Source organism: Desulfuromonadales bacterium (genome assembly GCA_035620395.1).
Taxonomy (GTDB): Bacteria; Desulfobacterota; Desulfuromonadia; order Desulfuromonadales; family DASPGW01; genus DASPGW01.
Map to the genome: position 1 here is coordinate 1 of DASPGW010000002.1, position 20,343 is coordinate 20,343.

A 20,343-nucleotide genomic window follows, 5' to 3' on the forward strand; every position below is an offset into this window, starting at 1 on the left:
CGATGGGAAGGTGCGGTTGAGGGAGAGCTGATTGCCGGGGAGCACGCCCATGCTCATCAGTTTCTGCATCTTCTTGTGGTCGCCGGTGGCCAGATAGGCGATCTCCCCCTTCTCGCCGGCCTTCAGCTCGGTGAGGGCGACGACCCCGACCGCGCCGGTCGCCTTCGCCTCCTCGCAGCACTTGCCGGGCGGGATCGGCTTGCCGTGCGGGCAGGTGGTGGGGTGGTTGAGCAGGGTGCAGATCTTGGTGTCGACGCCGTGGTGCAAAAGGTGCTCGAACTCGCAGGCCTTGGCGTTCCCCTTCTTCCCCTTGAGGTCGAGAATGTCCATCAGCAGGCGCTCGGAGAGCCGGTGCCGCCGCACGGTCATCATAGCATCATAGCGGCCCTCGGCGCGCAGATAGACCCGCTCCCCCTTGATCTCGATATAGGCCAGGCGGTCAAGTTCCCGAAGCGCCTCGTCGCCGGCTGCGACCTCCAGAAGCGAAAAATGAGCGGAGTTCTCTCCCTCCTCCTCGGTGGCGATCCACAATGCTTCCAGGATCTCTTCGGCCTTTTCGGACAGTTTCATCAGCTCTCGTCCTCTCTCTTATCGTCCTTCTTTTTCGACCAGCGTTTCAGAAACCCGGGCACCGCCGGGTTGGCATAACCGCAGTACGGGCAGTGTACCTTGCGGCAGCCGCCGGGACAAGTGCCGCAGCTCTTCTCCTGGCCCGGCTCGTCCGGGATTTCCCGACCACAGAAACCGCACTTCATGCCAGTATACCCGTAAACAGGAGGAAGCGGTTCAAACCCCAGCCGGTGGTGAAAGCGAGTACGGAGACGAAGACGAAAATGCCGATGGACGCCTTCCAGCCCCGCTCCTTCTTCATCATCAGAAACTGGGCGACGCAGGGAACGAACAGGGTCAGGGTGACGCCGGCGACGGCGAGCTGGACGGCGCTGAGCATGCCGCTGGTCTGCAGGTCGTAGAGCCCGGCGGCACCGAAGTCGCGGCGGAAGAAGCCGAAGATGAAGGCGGCCGCGGCCTCACCCGGCAGCCCAAGGGCATGCATCACCGGCGTCATGGCCGAAACCAGATTCTCGAGAATGCCGGTCATCTTGCCGGCCCAGAGCAGCACCGAGGCGATGACGAAGAGGGGAAAAATCTCGAGAAAATAGGCCTGCATCCGGGTCAGGGTCTTGACCAGGACGTTCTGCAGCTGCGGCAGGCGCAAGGGGGGCAGTTCCATGTAGAACATCGGCTTTTCGCCGGGGAGCAGCCGGGCGGCGAGGAAGCCGATCACCAGGAAGACCAGGGCGATGCAGACGCTCCAGACCACCAGCGTCCCCGGCACGCCGGAGAGCAGGCCGAGGATGACCCCCAACTGCGCGCTGCAGGGGATGGCCAGGGCGAGCAGGATGGTGGCGAGAATCCGCTCGCGCACGGTCTCCAGGGTGCGGGTCACCATGGTCGCCATGGTGTCGCAGCCGAAGCCGAGCACGATCGGAATCACCGCCCGGCCGCTGAGACCGAGCTTCTTGAAGATCCGGTCGACCAGCATCGCCAGGCGGGGGAAGTAGCCGGTGTCCTCGATGACCGAGAAGACCAGAAAGAAGGTGCCGACGATGGGCAGGACCAGCGCAACGGCGTAGCGCACGCCGAGGGTTAAGACGCCGTACTCGCCGACCAGCAGCTCGCGCAGCCAGTACCAGGGGACCAGCCGGTCGGCCACGCTGATGAACCAGGGGTTGATGTGTTCTTCGAACAGGCTTCCTTCGAGCAGATCAACGACGGTGCCGGCACCGAAGCCGCCGACGAACTGGTAAAGGCCGAAGTAGAGAATGACGAGCAGGATGGGAAAGCCGGTCCAGGGATTCATCGTCCAGTCGGAGAGGCGCTCGGCGAACCGCTTCCCCTCCCGGCCCTGCTGGCTGACGACCCCTTCCAGCAGCCCCTTGCAGACCCGCTTGCGCTCCAGGCTGATGCGCAGGTGCAGGTCGCTGCGGCGCTCGAAGACGACGGCGTTGACCGCCGCCTCCACCCCGGCGTAGCCCGCCTCTTTTTCGGTGGCCCGCACCAACTCCTCCACGCCGCCGTCCTTCTGCAGCAGCAGCAGGGCGATGGCACGGCGGTCGATACGGTACTCGCCGGCCAGGGTTGAGGCGACCTTCAGGATATCGCGCTCCAGGTCGGTGGCATAGCCGAAGACGGCGCGGCGCTGCCGGTCGAAAGCGGCGATGGCGGCACGAATCTCCTTGAGGCCGCGCTTGCGGGCCGTGGCGGCGCCGATCACCGGGATGCCGAGCTTCTCCTGCAGCAGGGGAATGTCGATCGACATGCCGAGCGCTTCGGCCTCGTCCATGATATTGACCACCAGCATCACCGGCAGCCCCGTCTCGATCAGCTGCAGGGTCATCGGCAGCATCCGCTCCAGGTTGCGGGCGTCGATGACGTGAATCACCGCGTACGGCTCTTCGGCGAGCAGGATGTCGCGCGCCACCCGCTCCTCTTCGGTGATGGGGAGCAGCGAGTACATCCCGGGCGTGTCGAGAACCTCGTAGCGGTTCCCCTCGATTTCGCAGAAGCCGCGGGAGACCTCCACCGAGGTGCCGGGATAATTGGAGACCGTGGTATAGGCGCCGGTCAGGGCGTTGAACAGCAGGCTCTTGCCAACGTTGGGGTTGCCGACCAGGATGAGCTTGTCGCCGCCGGCGCTTTCCTTATTCGAACGGGTCATTACAGTCTTCCCGGAAGCTTAAGATTGACTATCATTTTCAGAGGAATTTCGCTGCCGAGGCACAAAGACACCAAGAAAACCAAGAAACCGGAATTTGCATTTCTTGGTGCCTTGGCGTCTTGACAGCGGAAGGCATTTTATAAATTATTGCCCGTAGACCTCATTTTGCCGCGCACTTGCCGCACTTGCCATAGAGCTCGAGGCGGTGGCTGACGATCTGGAAACCGTGCTCCCTTGCCACCTTCTCCTGCAGCTCCTCGATGCGCGGATTTTCGAACTCGATGATGGCGCCGCAGGCGGTACAGACGAGGTGGTCGTGATGTTGCTCGCCGATGGTCGGCTCGTAGCGGGTCTGCCCGTCACCGAAATGCCTCTCCTCGGCGATGCCGCATTCGGCAAAAAGTTTGAGGGTACGATAGACCGTGGCATAACCGATACCGGGATGCTTCTTGCGCAGGCGCAGGTAAAGTTCCTCGGTCGAGAGGTGTGAGCCGGAGCGCAGAAACTCGTCGAGAATGACATCGCGCTGCCGCGTCGACTTGAGCCCCTGCCTGGTCAGATACTCCCGGAATGTCTTTTTCTCTTCACCCATCGGCCACCCCCTTGAAATCGAAAGTCAAATTAACAGCTGCACAAGAAAGTGTCAAGACCCGAAGACAACAGGACCTCGCTTCCGTCTTCCGTCCTCCTTCTTCGTCAGCTTCACCCGGTGACCGGCAGCCAGCGGTAGAGGTAACCGGAAAACCTGCCGATCATATCGAAAAAGAGCATGGCTCCAGCAGCCATCAACAGCACGCCGGTGAAGATTTCCATGAGCCGGATGTGTTTGCGGAAGCGATTGAAAAAATTGAGAAAACTGTGGAACAGCAAGCCGGAGAGAAGAAACGGGATCCCCAGTCCGGCCGAATAGACGGAAAGCAGCAGAACGCCGCGGCCGGCGTTGCCGGTGGTGCCGGCGGCCAGGGCCAGGATCGCTCCGAGAATGGGGCCGATGCAGGGCGTCCAACCGGCGGCGAAGGCCAGCCCGACCAGAAAAGTGCCGACAAAACCGCTCGGCTTGGTATGGATCTGCACCCGCTTCTCGCCGAGCAGCACACCGAAGTGGAAAAGCCCCGACAGGTGGATCCCGAAGAGAAAAATGAGGATGCCGCCTATTTTCTGCACCCAACCGAGGCTTTCCCGCAGGTGAGTCTGGAAGGTGGAGGAGGCGACACCGGCAATGGCGCCGAGGCTGATGAATACGACGGAGAACCCGGCAATGAAGACAAGGGAATGGAGCAGCACCGTCACCCGCACCTTGGCGCTGGGATGGGCCTCCTTGAGTTGGCCGAAGGAGAGGCCGGTAATATAGGTGATGTAGGAGGGGATCAGCGGCAGCACGCAGGGCGAGGCAAAGGAGAGAATCCCTGCGGTAAAGGCAATCCACAAAGTGACGTCGGCTCCGGGGCTCAAGGCACTACTCCTTCATCATGGAGTTGATTTTCTTAAGGAAATCGACACCTGACCAGTCCCTGGCGCCAAGATAGTGCTCGACGATCTTCCCGCTCTTGTCAATGAGAAAGGTTTCCGGAAAACGGTTGACGCCGTAGAGGTTCTGCGCCTTGGCGTCGGCATCGAGCAGAACCTGGAAATTGTGCGGGTGCTTCTCGAGAAACGCCCTGACGTCTTTGACTTCCTGTTCGACGTTGACCGCCAGCATGACGAAATCGCGGCCGGTGTATACCTCGTGGAGGCGTTCCATCGAGGGCATCTCTTCCCGGCAGGGGGGGCACCAGGAAGCCCAGAAATTGAGAAAAACCACTTTCCCCCGGTACTGCGAGAGAGCAACCCTGTTCCCTTGCAAATCCTTCAGGGTGAAATCCGGCGCTTCCATCCCGATTTTGACACCGGCGGCCGGCGGTGCCTGCGGTCGCTCACCTATACCGAAAAAGAAGATAGCGGCCGCACAGATCGATAGAAAAGCAAAAACAGCAAGCAGGCGCATCAGAGATACCTTTCACAAAACAGAAGTGACGCGGAACAATCGATTTTCCATCCCCGAAACGGCAAATGTCAAGGTCAAGTTTTTTCCTTCCGGTCTTCGGGCAATGCCTCTTCCCCTGCCCAGAGATCTTCAATCTGGTCCATCTGTTCCTCGGAAAAGCCGAAGTAGTGAGCCAGCTCGTGGATGATGGTCTCGCGGATGATCTTCAACAGTGGCTCCCCCGTCTCGGCGGCATATTCCTCCACTGCCGCCTGGAAGATGATGATGACGTCCGGAAGGCAGCTGCCGTAGTCGTGGGTCCGCTCGCTCAGCGGCCAGCCGCGATAGTAGCCGAGCAGGTCGCGGGGGTCGTCGAAACCGACCTCGTCCAGGGTGTCGTCGTCGGCCCAGTCCTCCACCTGAAAGCTCAGGTTTTCGACCTGCGCGAGAAACTCGTGCGGGATGCGGGCGATGGCCCGTTCGACCAGCCGCTCGAAATCCTTCCGTTTCATTCGTCGAAACCCTGGCCGCGGGCCACCCGGAAGACCGAGCTGAAGCGGGCCACCTCACGCCCCGACTCGTCGGTCACCGTCGCCTCGCCGTGAAAAGAGCGTCCTTCGGGACCGATGACCGTTGCCACCGCCGTCACCCGGCCCGCCTTCACCGGGGCCAGGAAGCGGGTGGTCAACTCGGTGGTGGCAAAAACGGTTCCTTCCGGCAGCCGGGTCTTGATCGCCATCGCCACCGCAGTGTCGGCCAGGGTGGTCAGCACCCCGCCGTGCAGAAAGCCGCCGCCCTGGGCGTACTTGACCTTGAACGGCAGGGAAAGGACCGCCCGGCCCTGCTGCGCCTCCTCGATATCGATCGCTAGCAGGTCCTCGAAGGGGGCGGTGTCGACCCAGCCGCGCAGCTCGAACTGTTTCGTCCCCGCTTCGCGCGGCGCCTCCCCGTCCACCAGCAGTATGGCCATGTTAACCCCGTAATTGATCTATCATTGCGGCGGACCCCATGTGTCCGCCCGCGTTTCGGCGGCAATCTCGGCCAGGTCGCACACGCGGGTGCGCCCCTACCGTTTGATGCCGAACTTCTCCATCCGGTAGAGGAGGATGTGCCTGGGGATGCGCAGGAAGGCCGCGGCCTTCGTCTGGTTCCAGCCGGTGCGGCGCAGCGCCTCGAGCACCGCCTCCTTCTCCAGCTCTTCCAGCGGATAGCCCTCGGCGGGTAGATTGAGCACGCCACCGGCGGCCGGTTTTCCCTCGCCACGAACCTTGGGCGGCAGGTCGGCCTCGCCGATGACTTCGCCCCGGCGCAGGATGAGCATCCGTTCGACGGCGTTCTCCAGCTCCCGCACGTTGCCGGGCCAGTCGTAGGCGGCGAGCGCCGCCAGGGCGGCCGCATCGACGGTAACGGCAGCGCCGGCGCCGTGTTTCTGCAGAAAATGCCGCACCAGCAGAGGGATGTCCGAACGGCGCTGGCGCAGCGCCGGCAGGTGGACGGGGATCACCGCCAGCCGGTAATAGAGGTCTTCGCGAAAGGTCCCCTCGCCCATCGCCGCCTCCAGATCGCGGTTGGTGGCCGCCACCACCCGCACGTCGATCCTCCGCGGCGTCCCGCCGACCGGCTCGATCTCCCGCTCCTGCAGGGCGCGCAGCAGCTTCGGCTGCAGCTCCACCGGCAGCTCCCCCACCTCGTCGAGAAAGAGGGTGCCGCCGTCGGCCAGCTCGAACTTCCCCTTGCGGTCCTTGACCGCCCCGGTAAAGGCCCCCTTGAGGTGGCCGAAGAGTTCACTCTCGAGCAGATCGGCAGGGATGGCGGCACAGTTGACCGCGACGAACGCTCCCTCGCGCCGCTCGCTGCCGTTGTGAATGGCCCGGGCGATCAGCTCCTTGCCGGTCCCCGATTCGCCGGTGATGAGGACCGTCGCCTCGGTGGCGGCCACCCGCCGCACCATATCGAATACCTGCTGCATCTCGTCCGAGATGCCGACCAGATGGGCGAAATCGACCCGGTCCGACAGCTCCTCCCGGAGCCGGACGTTCTCCTCCTGCAGGCCGGAGTAGGAGAGAGCCTTGGCAACCACCAGGCGCAGCTCGTCGCGACTGAAGGGCTTGGTGAGGTAGTCGTAGGCGCCGAGCTTCATTGCTTCCACGGCCCTTTCCACGCTGCCGAAAGCGGTGATGACGATCACCAGCGTCCCGGGGCTGTCGGCCTTGATCTTTTTCAGCACCTCGTAGCCGGAAAGGGTTGGCATCTGGATGTCGGTGATCACCACGGACGGCTTCTCCAGAGCGAAGAGCCGCAGCCCCTCCGCGCCGTCGGCGGCGGTCAGCACCCGGTAGCCCGCCTCGTGCAGGGTGAACTCGATGACCCGGCGCAGCGAAGCGTCGTCGTCGATAATCAGGACGGTCTGGGGCTTCATTCAAACTCCCTGTAAGGCAGAACCACGGTGAACGTCGTCCCCTCGCCGAGCCGGCTCTGCACCTCGATCCGCCCGCCGTGTCCCTGGATGATGCGGTGGGTAATGGCCAGTCCCAGGCCGGTCCCCTCCTGCCGGGTGGTGAAGAAGGGGTTGAAGATCCGCTCCAGGTTTTCCTTGGGGATGCCCTGGCCGGTGTCGGCGAAGCGGATGCGCAGCTGACCATCGGCCATTTCCGTGCCGATGGTCAGGGTGCCGCCCTCCGCCATCGCCTGCAGGGCGTTGAGCACCAGGTTGAGGAACGCCTGCTTGAGCTGCCCGCGGTCGCCGGGCAGCGGCGGCACTGCCCCGGCTGCCAGTTCGGTGCGTACGCCGTTTTTCAAGGCCGGCTGCCGGGTCAGGGTCAACACCTCCCGCAGGGCCTCGTTGACGTCCAAACGGCCCCGCTCCACCGGAGCCGGCCGGGCGAAGCGCAGAAAATCCTCTACCACCCGGTTGAGCCGGTCGACTTCCTTGATCAGGATGCGGGTGAACTCGTAGCGTTTGTCTGACGGGTCGATGCCGTCCTGGAGTATTTCCGCCGTGCCGCGAATGGAACCGAGGGGGTTGCGGATCTCGTGCGCCATGCCGGCGGAAAGCTCACCGAGGGCCGAGAGTCGGTCGGCGCGACGCAGCTGTTCCTCGATCTCCAGGATCAGGTCGGCCTGGTCGCGCAGTTTGGCGTAGCTTTCCTCGAGCCGCAAGGCAGCCTTCTGGTGGTGGGTTTTCTGGATCCGTTCGCGCTCGGCCAGGAAGCCGGTCAGAAAACCGATGATATTGTAAAGCAGGATTTCCAGGTACTGCTCCGGCTCGGCGGTCGGATGATGCCCCCACTGGAAAACGACATGCGGGGCGAAGAGGATCGACACGACGATGGCCGTCCCCAGTCCGCCGCGCAGGGTGAACCAGAGGCCGCCGAGAACGATGGGGATGTAGTAGAGACGCCGGTAGATGTCGTGGAACTGGGCCTTATGGATATCGGTCAGGTAGTGGAGTGCAGTGATCCCCAGGATCAGCAGGACCAGAACGGTAAACCGGAATGTGGTGGCGTTATTGCGCATAGCCGAGTTGTAAACCAGACGGAGGCCCAAGTTCAAGCCTTTTTCCGGCAGCGGCCAGGAGGCTTCGGCATAAAAAAGCCCCTCTTCGCCAAAAGAGGGGAGATTAGGAGGCAAAAGCGAAAATCATTCGCCTCTGCCTTTTCACTTATAGCACCCCGAGAAAAAAAGGGAAGAGCCGGGCAAAAAAATTTATATTGGACAGCCACAAAGCCGGTGGTTTATTCTTCTTCCCTTCCGAGCGAGGAGAGGCATGCCACTGTTCGTCGACATTCTCACCATCGTCCTGCCGGTCTTCCTCGTCATCGTCCTGGGCTACCTGCTCAAGCGCCTCGAACTGATCGACGCGACCTTCCTCTTCCAGACCAACCGCCTGGTCTATTACATCTGTCTGCCGCTGCTGCTCTTCTACAAGATCGGCACCGCGGATTTTTTCGCCAACTTCAACGGCTCGCTGGTCATCGGCTCCGCCCTGGCCATCGCCGCCGGTTTTCTCCTCTCCTACGGCTACGCGGCCCTGCGCGGCTACCCGCCGGCCGCCCGCGGCGCCTTCTGTCAGGGGGCGTTTCGCGGCAACCTCGCCTACATGGGGCTGGCGATCGTCTTCAACGCCTACGGCGAGGCCGGCTTCACCCGCGCCGGCATCCTCATGGGCTTCCTGGTGCCGGTGCTCAACCTCTTTGCCGTCCTCGCCCTGCTGCTGCCGCACCGCCGCAACGACGGCGGCCAGGGGGCGGTTTTCTGGATGAAGCAACTGGTCGGCAACCCGCTGATCATCGCCTCCTTCGCCGGCATCGCCTGGAGCTACCTGCAACTGCCGGTACCGGTGATCCTCGACCGCAGCCTGCACATCGCCACCGGCATGACTCTGCCGCTGGCGCTGATTGCCATCGGCGGCTCCTTCTCGCTGGAAAAACTCAAGGGCGACCTGGTGCGGGCAGCCTTCGCCACCGGCTTCAAGCTCATCTGGCTGCCGCTGATCGCCGCCGGCCTGCTGATCCTGCTCGGGGTGGGCGGGCAGGATCTCGCCATCGGCGTCCTCTTCGCCGGCACCCCGGCGGCCACCGCCACCTACATCATGGCGCACCAGCTCAAGGGGGATGCCGAACTGGCCGGCTCCATCGTCATGATGTCGACCGCCTTTTCCGTCGTCACCTACACCATTGCTCTGCTCATGTTGCGAGGCTTCGGCCTGTGACGACGCCCGCCGTTTCCATACTGCTGCCGGTGCGCAACGAGGAACGTTTTCTCCCCGCGGCACTCGCCTCTCTGTTCCGTCAGACTTTTTCCGACTGGGAACTGGTCGCCGTCGACGATGGTTCCACCGATGGCACGCCGGCACTTTTGGCCGAAGCGGCCCGCCGCGATGCGCGGGTACGGGTCATTCCCCGGCCGGCCGAGGGGCTGGTGCCGGCCCTCAATGCCGGCCTTGCCGCCTGTCGCGCCCCGCTGGTGGCACGCATGGACGGCGACGACGTCTGCCACCCCCGCCGTCTGGAGCGGCAGGTGAATCACCTGGCCGCGCATCCTGATACCGGCCTGGTCGCCTGCGGCGTACGCCACTTTCCCCGTCCGCAGCTGCGGGGGGGAATGGTCGCCTACGAGGCGTGGCAGAACGCGCTGGCCGATCATGACAGCATTCTGTGCAACCTCTACGTCGAGTCCCCTTTCGCCCACCCGAGCGTTCTCTTCCGCCGCGAAGTGGTGGAGCGAGCCGGCGGCTACCGGCAGCTGGCGTGGGCGGAGGACTACGACCTCTGGCTGCGCCTTGCCCGCGCCGGGGTGCGCTTCGCCCGTCTGCCCGACGTCCTCCTCTTCTGGCGCGACCGCCCCGAGCGGCTGACCCGCACTGCCGCCATCTGTTCACTGGCCGCCTTTCGCGCCTGCAAGGCGCACCACCTGCGGCAGGGCTTCCTCCGGGACGCTACCGAGGTCACTCTCTGGGGGGCGGGACTCGAAGGGAAGGCGTGGCGGCAGACGCTGGCGACGGAAGGCGTCCGGGTCGGGCGCTGGCTCGAAGTCGACCGGCGCAAGATCGGCCAGAGGATTCACGGCGCCCCGGTGGTCGGCATCGAGGCGCTGCGCCCGGGTGACGGCCCGGTGCTGATCACCGTCGGCGCCAAGGGGGCACGGCAGCAGGTGCGCACCTTCGCGACAAAGGCCGGGTTGACCGAGGGGGTCGACTACCTCTGCGTGACGTAGTGCTGAAGACCGACGGCGGATGACGGATGAAAGCTCCGCGAAAGGTCCAATCTGCCGTCTGTCCTCCGGTCTCTGGTACCCCATGCTTTTCGGAGGAGTGATGCACGAGCCCTTCACTATCGGCTTCAGGTTCCTCCTCCTGCTGGCCGCCTCGACCCTGCTGCTCTGGCCCCTCGCCGCACAGGCCGAAGAGTTCCCCCTGATGCCTCCCGCCGTTGCCGCCGCCAGCGACCCGCCGGTTGCGCCGCCCGCCGATGCCGCCGACGGTGGCTTCTTCCACCGGCTCAGCCAGGGGTTCAGCCTGCACAAGGAAACCTACCTTCTTCCTCTCACCTGGGGGAACACCGCCGTCTCGTCCAGGGATGCGGAGCTGAAATACCAGTTCAGCTTCAAGCAGCAGATCTACGACGGTCTTTACTTCGCCTACACGCAAAAATCATTCTGGCGGATTCTCGATCAGGAGGAATCGCGCCCCTTCCGGGAAACCAACTACAACCCGGAACTCTTCTGGCGCCTGCTGCGGCCGGCGCCGTCCTGGGGGGCCTGGGGCGGCGACCTGGGCCTCGAACATGAATCGAACGGCAACCGTGAGCCGACTTCACGCAGTTGGAACCGGGTTTACCTCGCTCCTTTCGTCGAGTACGGACGGCTGCGCGCCGAACTCAAGCTCTGGCGTCGCCTCTCCGAGGAGAAAAAGAAAACCCCCGAAGACACCACCGGCGACGAGAACCCCGACATCTCCGATTTTTTCGGCTATGGCGAACTGCGCCTCGCCTACGTCAACCGCTGGCAACACCGGGCAGCGCTGATGACCCGCTGGAACTTCGCCACCGACAAGGGAGCCTTGCAACTCGGCTACAGCGTGCCGACCGGGACAAAAAACCTCTTCGTCTACGGCCAGCTCTGGAGCGGCTATGGGGAGAGCCTGATCGACTACAACCGATCGATCACCCGTTACGGGATCGGGGTGCTTATCCGGCAGTGAGGCGCACAGGGCATATACGCACCCTCCGGACCTGGACTGGTTCCTGCCGCTCGGCGGCGTTTTAAGTGATGAGTCCTGCCGCCTCTTGAATTCACCATTGCAGCGTCAGTGAGTGGTCCTCGTTCAACTCCACGCTGGTCCCCAACCTTCCCCCCTCTCGGTTCAGGACGTCGCCGCACAGAAGGAGGGTGAGGTCGATGTCGGTCATTTACCTTCCGGAAGCCGACGGCAACGGTTTCCTGGTTCCCTCCGCAGACTGGAGCAACCTCTATCCATATTACCCCGGATTCAGACTCTGCCATTTGACAACGACCGGCCGTGTGATAGAAATAAACTACCCTTTTCGCAAAGGAGGTCGCCATGATCGATGTCCAGTTCGAACTCGCCGGTCACAGGATCAGTCTCGAGGGGATGCACCCCGGCCTGCAGCGCTCGATGCTGGCGACCATCCGCGAAGCGCTCGGCGAGCGGGTCGGCGACGTCGAGTGCCCCCATCACCACTGCTCCCCGCACATCCTCTGCAAAGGACCGAACGTGGTCGAGCTGTCGATGGAAATCTGCGGCTGCTGTGACCAGGTCATCGACAGGGTCGAGTCGCGGCTGCAATAAGGGGGCCGGCGAGCAAAATTCGAAAAGGCTGCTTCCTCCGGGAGGTGGCCTTTTCCTTTTTCCGCTCCACACGGACGGCTATTTTTGTCGCCGTAGCGGCAATAATTGTCATCTCCCTTCTTTCGTTCCGGCTCCGCCCACCTTGGAAAAAGCCCTATCGCGGGCATTCGAGGGCATCTCCTTTCCACTCGTTGCTCCCTGCGCGCGGCATACAATGTGCTATATCTAATTAAACATCGGAAATTCTCGTGGCCTCTGCTTTTCTTCACTCCTGGGGGGGACAAGATATGGGGAAACCTGCCGTCCATCGGAAACCCGCTGGCCGCCGCCTGGCCCTGCAGATCGTCGCCGTTTACCTTCTCGTCGGAGCGGCATGGATCATTTCCGCCCGCAAACTCATCTTTAACCGGAACATCGATCCGAATCAGCTGTCCCTGCTGCACACTCTCGAGGGGTGGGCCTTCCTCCTGTCCACCGCCTTTCTCTTCTACCTTCTCATTTCCCGCCACCTGCGGGTCATCCTGCACCGGGAGGCGGAAGAAAAGGATGCCCTGGTCTCGGACATCACCGTGCAAAAACACCTGGTGGAAGCCCTCGACCAGGCCCGGGAGCACTATCGGCTGCTTTTCGAACACATCGCCCAGGGAGTCGTCTACCGGGACGGCGAGGGGCGAATCCTCGCCGTCAACCCGGCCGCCGAAAGGATCCTCGGCATTCCCGGCGCAGAACTTCTCGGCCGCACCTCCATCGACCCTCAGGGGAAGGCCCTGCGCGCCGACGGTACTCCTCTTTCCCAGCAGGAACGGCCCTTCCGGGTCGCCCTCGACTCCGGCAGGGAAGTGCGGGACGAGGTCATCGGCCTGTTCAACCCGCAGGAAGGCGCCTATCGCTGGGTCAGCGTCGACACCGTCCCCCAGATTCAGCCGGGGGCGACGGAGCCCTTCCAGATTCTCAGCACCCTCAACGACATCACCGAGCGCCGACTGGTCGAGGAAAAGGTCCAGAACCTGGCCTTCTACGACAGCCTGACCGGGCTCCCCAACCGGCGACTCCTTCTCGACCGCCTCAGCCAGGCAATGGCCCAGGCGAACCGGGAAGGGAAGCTGCTCGGCCTCGCCTTCCTCGATCTCGACCATTTCAAAACCATCAACGACACCCTGGGCCATGCCAGCGGTGACACCCTGCTGAGGGCGGTGGCGGAGAGGCTGCAGCAGTGCATTCGGAAAAGCGACACCGTCGCCCGCCTGGGCGGCGATGAATTCGTTGTGATCCTCACCAACCTGGAACACGCCGACGGTGCGGCCGCCATCGCCGAAAAGATCCTGGAAATTTTCATTCAACCCTTCCGGCTGGGGGAGCGAGAGATATTCACCTCGACCAGCATCGGCCTCGCCCTTTACCCTCTCGACGCGGGAAATGGCGAGGAGCTTCTGAGCCGAGCCGACATGGCCATGTACCGGGCCAAAGAGAGGGGGCGCAACCTCTTCCAGTTTTTTGCCCCCCAGATGAACGAGGAAGCGATGCAGCGACTGGTCCTGCACAATGAGCTGAATCGCGCCCTGCTCCATAGTGAACTGCTCCTCTTTTTTCAGGACAAGATCAGCCTGGCAACCGGCGACATTATCGGGGTGGAAGCCCTGCTGCGCTGGCGCCATCCTGAACGGGGGCTGTTGCGGCCTGCCGACTTCCTCCCGCTGGCCGAGGAGTCGGGGCTCATCATCCCCATCGGTGAATGGGTTCTGCGCACCGCCTGCATCCAGGGGATGACCTGGCAACGAATGGGCCTGCCCGCCCTGCGCATCGCCATCAATGTCTCCGGACGTCAGCTGCGCCACGGCGACCTGGTCGAAACGGTGAGCCGCGCCCTGGCGGAGACGGGTTTCCCTGCCGCCAGTCTGGAACTGGAGTTCCGGGAGGAGAGTCTGCTTGAGGAAACGGAGCAGGCTCCGGCGGCCCTCGCGGCGCTGCGAAAGCTGGGGGTGAGCTGCGCCCTCGACGACTTCGGCACCGGCCTCTCGGCGATAGGGCGCATCCGCACCTTTCCCCTCGACCGGATCAATATCCACCATTCCCTGATCCAAAACTTCGCCACTGCAGAGAACACCGGCTTGATTCAGGGGATCATCGACCTGGCCCACAACCTGCGCTTGCAGGTCATCGCCGAAGGGGTGGAAACCGAGGAACAGAAACTTTTCCTGCAGAGCCTCGGCTGCGATGAGGTTCAGGGGTTCCATTTCCGTCTTCCCGTCCCCGCCGAGGAGCTGACCGAGCGCCTGTCCCTCTGCCGCACGGGTAGTGCCCCTTGACGGTATCCGCAGCATCGGTCAACCTGATTAGAGCCGGAATGGCAGCTGCGCAGCGCCAAAAACCCGCCTCGGATTTAATGCGGATCAACGCGGCAGTTTTTTTGGAGCCGGACATTTCCCCGGTTTATCGATCGGCGAAGAGAGCATCCAGAGCATCGAAATCGAAACGCCGCTCAGCCAACTGGCGTACCAAGGCGAGCTTTTCGGCATCCTCCGGGGTGAGCTTGGAGACATCCTCGGCAATGGTCTGGTAGAGTTCGGCGGTGGTGTGACTCTGGGTGCGCAGGTAAGGAATGTTGCTGCGGTCGAGAATCTGCTGCGTAATCCGGCCGACCGGGATGATTCCGGGGATGACCAGACCGACGATTTTGCTGCGGTATTCGGGAATATGATAGAGGTTGGCCAGGGTGACCAGCAGTTCATCCCGGCTGCTGGTGACGATCAGCAGGGACGAATCCTTGAGCAGCTCGGCGACCCGCTGGGTGGAGGCCGCCCCGATCTGCACATGGTTGATGATGCGCTTGGCCTCGCGCCGGTTGCCGTGCAGCGGCAGGTCGAGGAGCCGGGAGATGCGCCGCAGGGTCGGGTTGGCCAGGATCGGCTGGTAGTTGAACCCGCCCAGCACCTGAAACGGCTCTTCCGCAAAAGCCCGCACCAGGTAGTCGAGTATCATGTCGCGCTTCTCGGGAATCAGCTTGTTGGCCAGGATCGCCCGCACCTCGGCCCCCTCCTTCTCGAAAAGAGCCAGGTTCATCTGGACCGCGTCGACCACGTTTCCGATGCCGCCGCCGGTCACTATCAGGACCGGTGCATCGAGCATCCGCGCAACGCGGGCGTTGGAAAGCTTCAGAATCGAGCCGACCCCGGCATGGCCGGTCCCCTCGATGATCAGAAAGTCGCACTTCCTTTCCAGCTCGCTGCAGGCCTTCACGATCCGGATCTCGAGGTCGGCAACGGAGATCTTCCCGTCCACCATCTCCCGGGTCGAGCCCGGATAAAGCACCACCGGCGACATGTGGCGAAGGTCCTTGCCCAGGCCAAATACCTGGGCGACCAGCGCGGCATCCTTGTCCATGGGCACCCCCCTCAACATGGTTGGCTTGGGGCCCAGGGGCTTGATGAAACCGACCCGGTGATATTTTTTCTGCGCCAGATGCAGCAGGGCAAGACAGGTGGTGGTTTTTCCGATATCCTGTCCCGTGGCAGCAACAAAAACCTTACGCGCCATGATGTCACTCCGAAGTTCTGCGATTAGTCAAATTCGATCTTGTAGTAGAGATCGACGCCGCTGCTCTCCGCTCCCGCCTTCGACTCCAGTTCCCACTTCTTGGAGATGCTGTAGCGAAGCCTCGCCTCGCTGGCATCGGCGAAGAGCGATTGGCCGAAGCTCAGGTAGAGCCTGGGACTGAGGTACTTGCCGATGGTCACCATCGAGCCGGCAACGTCGCCGCCACCGCTCTCCACCGTCAGGACGTCCACCCCCAGCCGTCGTTTGATGCGGTCCTGCAGCACGGTCGACTCGCCACGGGCCAGCAGCGCTCCGGCCGCCGCCGTCAGCAGGCCGGCCTGACCGCTATCCTCACCCAGCGGATGGCCGAGGATGATGTAGGCAAGCACGTCGGTGTCGGGCATGGCCGGCTCGGAATAGAGCTTGACCACGGGAGTTCGGGGCGTACCGCCGACCTGCACCCCGGCCTTGACCTCACCGATGGTGCGCAGCGCCAGGATGTCGAGAGTCGGCTGGTCGATCGGGCCGCCGGAATAGAGCAGACGCCCGCGCTCGATCTTGAGCTGCGCCCCGTAGGTGGAGTAGATTCCCTGGGCGACGTTGATCTGGCCGCGGCCGGTGATCATCTCGGGGCTCTCCACCCGCAGATCGAGTTCCCCGGTCAGGCGGGCATCGACACCGGCGACCTTGACCAGAACCCGGTCGCCGAGGACGACGCGGATCTGGATGTCAAGCGCGAATGGCAGGGTGCGCTCGGCCGGCTCTGCTGCGCCAACGATGACCACGTCGGGATTCTCGCGCACCACCCCCCGCTGCTCGCGACCGAGAACCTTCAGTTCGGGGAGGCGCACTTCGCCACGGACCTGCAAGCGTTCGGCCGTCCCCTCAAAGGTCAGGTCGGGATTGACCAGGAGCTGCAGTTCGGGCAGGTGCACCGCCTCGAAGCGCTCCCCTTTGAGGGTGCCGCTGAAGGCGACCGGCCGCCAGTGTTGCAGGCGCACACTGCCGCTCCCGCCGATCTGGCCTTGGCCGGAACGGGCACTGAACGAGGCGATCCGCAGCTCGTCGCCGGCCAGGTCACCAGCCAGCGCCACTTCGCGCAACTCGATGCCGGCGGCCGGGAAGTAGGCTCCCGCCCCGGAAAGGCGGACGGTGCCGGCGAGATCAGGGTCCTGCCAGGTGCCACCCACCCTGGCCTGCAGCTCCAGTTCCCCCCGACTCTTCTCGACCAGGCCGGGGAAGACCGCGGCGAGCACCCCCTGCTCGCGCGCCTTCGCCTCGAGCGCGAGTTGCAGCGGTCCTGCCGGGTTCAGGGCGACGGGGAGACGGGCCGGCAGCGGCAGGCGGAAGGTTCCCTTCGCCTCCCCGTACTCGGCCAGGGCCAGCTCCAGCCCGCCGGCCAGGGTCTCGCCGCGCCAGTCCCAGTCGAGACGGGCGGTGCGCACCGCGGCCGCAACCTCTCCCTCCTGCGTTCGCCAGCTCAGACGTCCCTGGTCGACAGCGGCCTCGCCGGTCAGCGTCAGCTGCCCGCCCGGCAGCCAGCCGCCGGCGGTCTTCCCGCCGAGCCGGCCGACGAGTTCAAGCCCTGGCGGCAGCCAGGGACGCAGCCGCGCCAGGTCGAGTTCGGCCCAATCGGCCTCGATGCTCCCCCGCTCAGGCAACGCCAGCCGCCCCGCCTGCGCCGAACCCAGACGGGCGCCGAGACGTCCGCCCTCCGCCAGCGCTGCCTCCAGGGTGACCCGCAGCCCATCGGCATTCCAGACGAAATCGGTCCTGGCTTGCCGCACCGCCAACTCTATTTCGCCATGGACCAGCGTTCCGGTGGCTTCGGCCCGGCCGGCAAGATCGATCGCGCCGTTCGGCAGCCAGCGCAGACGGCTGTCGCCTGAGCTGCGACCGGAAATCACTGCCGGCTTCAGCCAGGGACCAAGCAGAGTCAGGTCGAGGTCCTGCCAATCCACCTTCGCTTCTCCCTGGCGCGGAAAATCCGCACGCAGCGGTTCAGGGGTGGCGAAACGGGCATCGAGCCCCCCACCGTCTTCGAGAGTCGCCGCCAGATCGCCCAGCAGCCCCGCAGCGGACCAGGAGAATTCGGCGTGGAGATGGCGCATTTCCACCGTATGTTCCCTGTGCGTCACCCCGCCGGAGGCCGTCACTTCCCCTGAAAGTTCGAGCGGCCGCTTCTCTTGCCAGCGGACACGGGCCTCTCCACTGCTGCTCCCGGTCAGGGCCACCTCGGCCAGCCAGGGATTGAGCCGGGAAAGGTCGATCTCTTCCCACCGCGCCTCCCCTTCCCCAAGCCCTGCCCGCCAGGCAAGGCTGCCGTCGACCCGAAGTTCTTCGCGGCCCCTGCCGGCAAGCTGCAAGGAGGCGATTCGAATACGGTCCGCGGCGACTTCGACCCCGGCCGGTGCGGCCAGCCGCCAGGGCCCGGCCCCGGCATCCTGGCCGTCCAGCCTTTGCAGCGTCCCCGTCCAGCGGTCGTTTCGCCAGCCGCCGTCCGCGGCCAACTGCAATTCTCCTTCGACCCAGCTTGCCTGCAGGGCGAGCCGGTGCTGCTGCACAGTTCCAGCAAGGGTCAGTCCGACACTCTTCAGTTGCCATCGGTCGTAGGAAATCCCCGAGCCGCTCGCCGAGACCATCACAGACGGCGATCCCACCGACAGACGAGCTGTCAGTTGCAACGCCGCGAGCTGTAAATTTCCATACCTCAACTGCCGGCCGTTTCCGGCGATCTCACCGCCCAGCTTGCCGTCACGCCAGCGCAGCCACCCCTGCGCGGCGAGAGCCCCTTGCGCTGTCGGCACCAGGCCGGAGAGTCGGGCGATCTCGACGCGAAAGTCGAGTCGCTCGGCCAGCCGGCCGCTTCCTGCGATGTCGAAGCCATCGCCGCGCAGTTCGAGGGCGGCAAGCCACAGGTCGTCGCCCGCCAGCTTGGCTTCGACCCTGCCGGTCAGGGCCCGCCCGCGCAGCGTACTGTCGAGCAGACGGCCGTTAAGATGCGCCACAAGCGGGCCCGGGCGGGAGACGGCGAGATCGCCGGCCAGGTCGAGATTCACCCGGCCCGGCCACTCCGGAGTGACGACCGCCGGATCGAGGCGGCGGCCGCGCAGGGATCCGGCCAGGGCGAACCCCTCCCGCCAGCCGAGACGGAGATCCCCGGCCAGTTCGCCGCGAAGCCAGGACCCGGCCAGTTGCGGAAAGGATATCCCATCGGCGTCGCCGGCGAACGGTCCGGCGAGGCGGGCAGCTCGCCAGTCCACAGCGCGGTTGGCCAGATCGAAGCTGCCGCGGTAGTCGGCGCCCTCCCCTGCTCCCTCCACAGTGCCGGCGAGATCGGTCGTAACCCCCGTTTCCGCCGCCAGATCGAGATCGGCGATGGTCGTCCGCAGGCGCCACTGCGGCGCCCCGCCAGCCAGGCGAACTTCTCCTTCGCCGCGCAGCGCCCCCCGTCGGCCGGGCTGGGTCAGTTCGAAGCGTCGCAGGTGGAGAGTATCCCCACGCAACGCCAGGTCAGTCTCCAACTGCAGGCGCGTCTCCGCACCGCTGCGCCCCTGCAACACCAGCGGGCCAGCGAAACCGCCGCCGGCGTCGGGCACCAGCTCGGCGTGCAGCGCCAGTGCGTCCATTCTGGCCACCACCGCGTTCATTCCCAGTTGCAGGTCGAGAGACAGCAGCGGCTGCCCAAAACCCGCCGCCGCCGATCCCTGCAGCCGGTAACCGGCTGCGGCGGCGTCGAGTTCAGCAACGGAAAAAGTCCCGTCGCGCCAGGCCAGGCGTGCCGTCAGGCCCTCCAGTCTCTGCCCCTTTCCTGCCGGCGGCTGCAGCTCGATGCGCTCGATCCGCAGGGCCGAGACGCTCGCCCGCAGCCGCAGCGGCCAGCCGGCAAGCTGCGGCCAGTTGAACGCGGGGGCACCTTCCACCTGCGCCTCTTTCCCGTCCGGTGGTGCAACCCAGCCGATCTGGCCTCCCGCCAGCGACAGTTCGTCGACATCCAGATGACCACGGAGCAGCGCAACGGGGTTCCAGCGCAGCTCGAACCCATCCAGCCGAATCTCCCCCTGCGGCCAACTGACCCTGACGTCTTCAAGTCGCATCTGGTCGAGCAGGCGTCCCTCGATTCGGCCGGCCTCGACCGTCACTGCCGACCGCCGGGAGAGCTCGGCCAGCAGCCAGCGAACGCCGTTTTCGTCCTTCAGCAGCCACCAGACGCCGGCCGCCAGGCCAGCCGCCAGCAGCAGGAAGACACTCAGGGTAATGAGCAGCAGTCTCTTTACCATGCGAACCCTATGCTCACGTGCACGCGGTAGGAGGGATCAAGAACGCCGAGCTGACGGGCCAGGTCGACCTTCACCGGCCCCACCGGGGTGTAGCGGCGCACGCCGAGGCCGGCTCCCTGGAAGATCTCGTAGTCGGAAAAGGAATCGAAGGCGTTGCCGGCATCGTAGAAGACCGCCACCCCCCAGTTTTCACTCAGCGCGCGTTCCAGCTCGACGCTGCCGACCAGCAGGTTCTTGCCGCCGACGACTTCGTCGTTGCTGTCGCGGGGACCCAGGGTCTGATAGCCGTAGCCACGCACGCTCTGATCGCCGCCGGCGAAGAAACGCAGCGACGGCGGAATCTCGCGCAGCGGCTCGTTCTGCCAGGTGGCGCCGGCCTGCACCCGGGCGAAGGCGGCAAAGCCCCACGGCAGCGGCTGCAGCGTGTTGGCCGAACCGAGCGCCTGCAGCAGCCCGGTGTCCGACCCCAGCGCCTGGTGCGCGCCGCGCACTTCCAGGCGGTACAGATATCCCCGTCGCGGCCGCAGCGGGTCATCGT

At 64.5% G+C, this 20,343-nt stretch carries 18 protein-coding genes; 5 read left to right on the plus strand and 13 right to left on the minus strand.

Features of this window, described 5'->3' with window-relative positions; translation table 11 throughout:
* The 10 genes from VD811_00065 to VD811_00110 form a co-directional block, all read right to left on the minus strand.
* Window positions 1–570, minus strand: a 570-nt coding sequence (locus VD811_00065; protein ID HXV19363.1) for a metal-dependent transcriptional regulator, incomplete at its 3' end; no start/stop codon positions are given.
* Complete coding sequence (locus VD811_00070; GenBank protein HXV19364.1) at window positions 570–755, minus strand: hypothetical protein; 186 nt, start codon at window positions 753–755, stop codon at window positions 570–572. The genes VD811_00070 and VD811_00065, both read right to left, overlap by 1 nt.
* Complete coding sequence (feoB, locus tag VD811_00075) at window positions 752–2,719, minus strand: ferrous iron transport protein B (protein HXV19365.1); 1,968 nt, start codon at window positions 2,717–2,719, stop codon at window positions 752–754. The genes VD811_00070 and feoB overlap by 4 nt, the downstream gene beginning before the upstream one ends.
* A 160-nt stretch (window positions 2,720–2,879) precedes the next feature.
* Window positions 2,880–3,311: a transcriptional repressor gene (locus VD811_00080; GenBank protein HXV19366.1), complete on the minus strand. Its 432-nt coding sequence runs from the start codon at window positions 3,309–3,311 to the stop codon at window positions 2,880–2,882.
* A 110-nt stretch (window positions 3,312–3,421) separates the two neighbouring features.
* Complete coding sequence (locus VD811_00085; GenBank protein HXV19367.1) at window positions 3,422–4,171, minus strand: cytochrome c biogenesis protein CcdA; 750 nt, start codon at window positions 4,169–4,171, stop codon at window positions 3,422–3,424.
* 4 nt (window positions 4,172–4,175) lie between these two features.
* Window positions 4,176–4,703, minus strand: a complete 528-nt coding sequence (locus tag VD811_00090; protein HXV19368.1) for a TlpA disulfide reductase family protein — start codon at window positions 4,701–4,703, stop codon at window positions 4,176–4,178.
* Between the two features lie 74 nt (window positions 4,704–4,777).
* Window positions 4,778–5,194: a metallopeptidase family protein gene (locus tag VD811_00095; protein ID HXV19369.1), complete on the minus strand. Its 417-nt coding sequence runs from the start codon at window positions 5,192–5,194 to the stop codon at window positions 4,778–4,780.
* Window positions 5,191–5,652: a PaaI family thioesterase gene (locus tag VD811_00100; protein ID HXV19370.1), complete on the minus strand. Its 462-nt coding sequence runs from the start codon at window positions 5,650–5,652 to the stop codon at window positions 5,191–5,193. Before VD811_00100 ends, VD811_00095 begins: the two co-directional genes overlap by 4 nt.
* 96 nt (window positions 5,653–5,748) lie before the next feature.
* Window positions 5,749–7,101 (minus strand): sigma-54 dependent transcriptional regulator, encoded by a 1,353-nt coding sequence (locus VD811_00105; GenBank protein HXV19371.1) that lies wholly within the window; start codon window positions 7,099–7,101, stop codon window positions 5,749–5,751.
* A complete protein-coding gene (locus tag VD811_00110) occupies window positions 7,098–8,234 on the minus strand; it encodes an ATP-binding protein (protein HXV19372.1) in 1,137 nt (378 codons plus the stop codon). The genes VD811_00105 and VD811_00110 overlap by 4 nt, the downstream gene beginning before the upstream one ends.
* Window positions 8,235–8,448: 214 nt before the next feature.
* Between VD811_00110 and VD811_00115 the strand changes: the two genes are divergently transcribed.
* The 5 genes from VD811_00115 to VD811_00135 all read left to right on the plus strand — a co-directional run bounded on the left by VD811_00115 (window position 8,449) and on the right by VD811_00135 (window position 14,297).
* A complete protein-coding gene (locus tag VD811_00115) occupies window positions 8,449–9,393 on the plus strand; it encodes an AEC family transporter (GenBank protein HXV19373.1) in 945 nt (314 codons plus the stop codon).
* Window positions 9,390–10,397: a glycosyltransferase gene (locus VD811_00120; GenBank protein HXV19374.1), complete on the plus strand. Its 1,008-nt coding sequence runs from the start codon at window positions 9,390–9,392 to the stop codon at window positions 10,395–10,397. The genes VD811_00115 and VD811_00120 overlap by 4 nt, the downstream gene beginning before the upstream one ends.
* Window positions 10,398–10,497: 100 nt before the next feature.
* The gene (locus VD811_00125; protein HXV19375.1) at window positions 10,498–11,382 is read left to right on the plus strand and encodes a phospholipase A; all 885 of its coding nucleotides are present in this window, start codon (window positions 10,498–10,500) and stop codon (window positions 11,380–11,382) included.
* A 360-nt stretch (window positions 11,383–11,742) separates the two neighbouring features.
* Window positions 11,743–11,991 (plus strand): hypothetical protein, encoded by a 249-nt coding sequence (locus VD811_00130; protein ID HXV19376.1) that lies wholly within the window; start codon window positions 11,743–11,745, stop codon window positions 11,989–11,991.
* Window positions 11,992–12,278: 287 nt separating this feature from the next.
* Complete coding sequence (locus VD811_00135) at window positions 12,279–14,297, plus strand: EAL domain-containing protein (protein ID HXV19377.1); 2,019 nt, start codon at window positions 12,279–12,281, stop codon at window positions 14,295–14,297.
* A 124-nt stretch (window positions 14,298–14,421) separates the two neighbouring features.
* Here the strand turns inward: VD811_00135 and VD811_00140 are convergent, their stop codons facing one another.
* The 3 genes from VD811_00140 to VD811_00150 all read right to left on the minus strand — a co-directional run.
* On the minus strand, window positions 14,422–15,525 hold the full coding sequence (locus VD811_00140; GenBank protein HXV19378.1) for an AAA family ATPase: 1,104 nt from the start codon (window positions 15,523–15,525) through the stop codon (window positions 14,422–14,424).
* 23 nt (window positions 15,526–15,548) lie between these two features.
* On the minus strand, window positions 15,549–19,805 hold the full coding sequence (locus VD811_00145) for a translocation/assembly module TamB domain-containing protein (GenBank protein HXV19379.1): 4,257 nt from the start codon (window positions 19,803–19,805) through the stop codon (window positions 15,549–15,551).
* On the minus strand, window positions 19,799–20,343 hold a 545-nt coding region (locus VD811_00150; protein HXV19380.1), incomplete at its 5' end, for a BamA/TamA family outer membrane protein. The genes VD811_00145 and VD811_00150, both read right to left, overlap by 7 nt.

Excerpts from the sequence above, each read along its gene's own strand:
- VD811_00070 (HXV19364.1), bottom strand. The coding sequence starts at position 755 with ATGAAGTGCGGTTTCTGTGGTCGGGAAATCCCGGACGAGCCGGGCCAG.
- feoB (HXV19365.1), bottom strand. The coding sequence starts at position 2,719 with ATGACCCGTTCGAATAAGGAAAGCGCCGGCGGCGACAAGCTCATCCTG.
- VD811_00080 (HXV19366.1), bottom strand. The coding sequence starts at position 3,311 with ATGGGTGAAGAGAAAAAGACATTCCGGGAGTATCTGACCAGGCAGGGG.
- VD811_00090 (HXV19368.1), bottom strand. The coding sequence starts at position 4,703 with ATGCGCCTGCTTGCTGTTTTTGCTTTTCTATCGATCTGTGCGGCCGCT.
- VD811_00095 (HXV19369.1), bottom strand. The coding sequence starts at position 5,194 with ATGAAACGGAAGGATTTCGAGCGGCTGGTCGAACGGGCCATCGCCCGC.
- VD811_00100 (HXV19370.1), bottom strand. The coding sequence starts at position 5,652 with ATGGCCATACTGCTGGTGGACGGGGAGGCGCCGCGCGAAGCGGGGACG.
- VD811_00105 (HXV19371.1), bottom strand. The coding sequence starts at position 7,101 with ATGAAGCCCCAGACCGTCCTGATTATCGACGACGACGCTTCGCTGCGC.
- VD811_00115 (HXV19373.1), top strand. The coding sequence starts at position 8,449 with ATGCCACTGTTCGTCGACATTCTCACCATCGTCCTGCCGGTCTTCCTC.
- VD811_00125 (HXV19375.1), top strand. The coding sequence starts at position 10,498 with ATGCACGAGCCCTTCACTATCGGCTTCAGGTTCCTCCTCCTGCTGGCC.
- VD811_00130 (HXV19376.1), top strand. The coding sequence starts at position 11,743 with ATGATCGATGTCCAGTTCGAACTCGCCGGTCACAGGATCAGTCTCGAG.
- VD811_00135 (HXV19377.1), top strand. The coding sequence starts at position 12,279 with ATGGGGAAACCTGCCGTCCATCGGAAACCCGCTGGCCGCCGCCTGGCC.
- VD811_00140 (HXV19378.1), bottom strand. The coding sequence starts at position 15,525 with ATGGCGCGTAAGGTTTTTGTTGCTGCCACGGGACAGGATATCGGAAAA.
- VD811_00145 (HXV19379.1), bottom strand. The coding sequence starts at position 19,805 with ATGGTAAAGAGACTGCTGCTCATTACCCTGAGTGTCTTCCTGCTGCTG.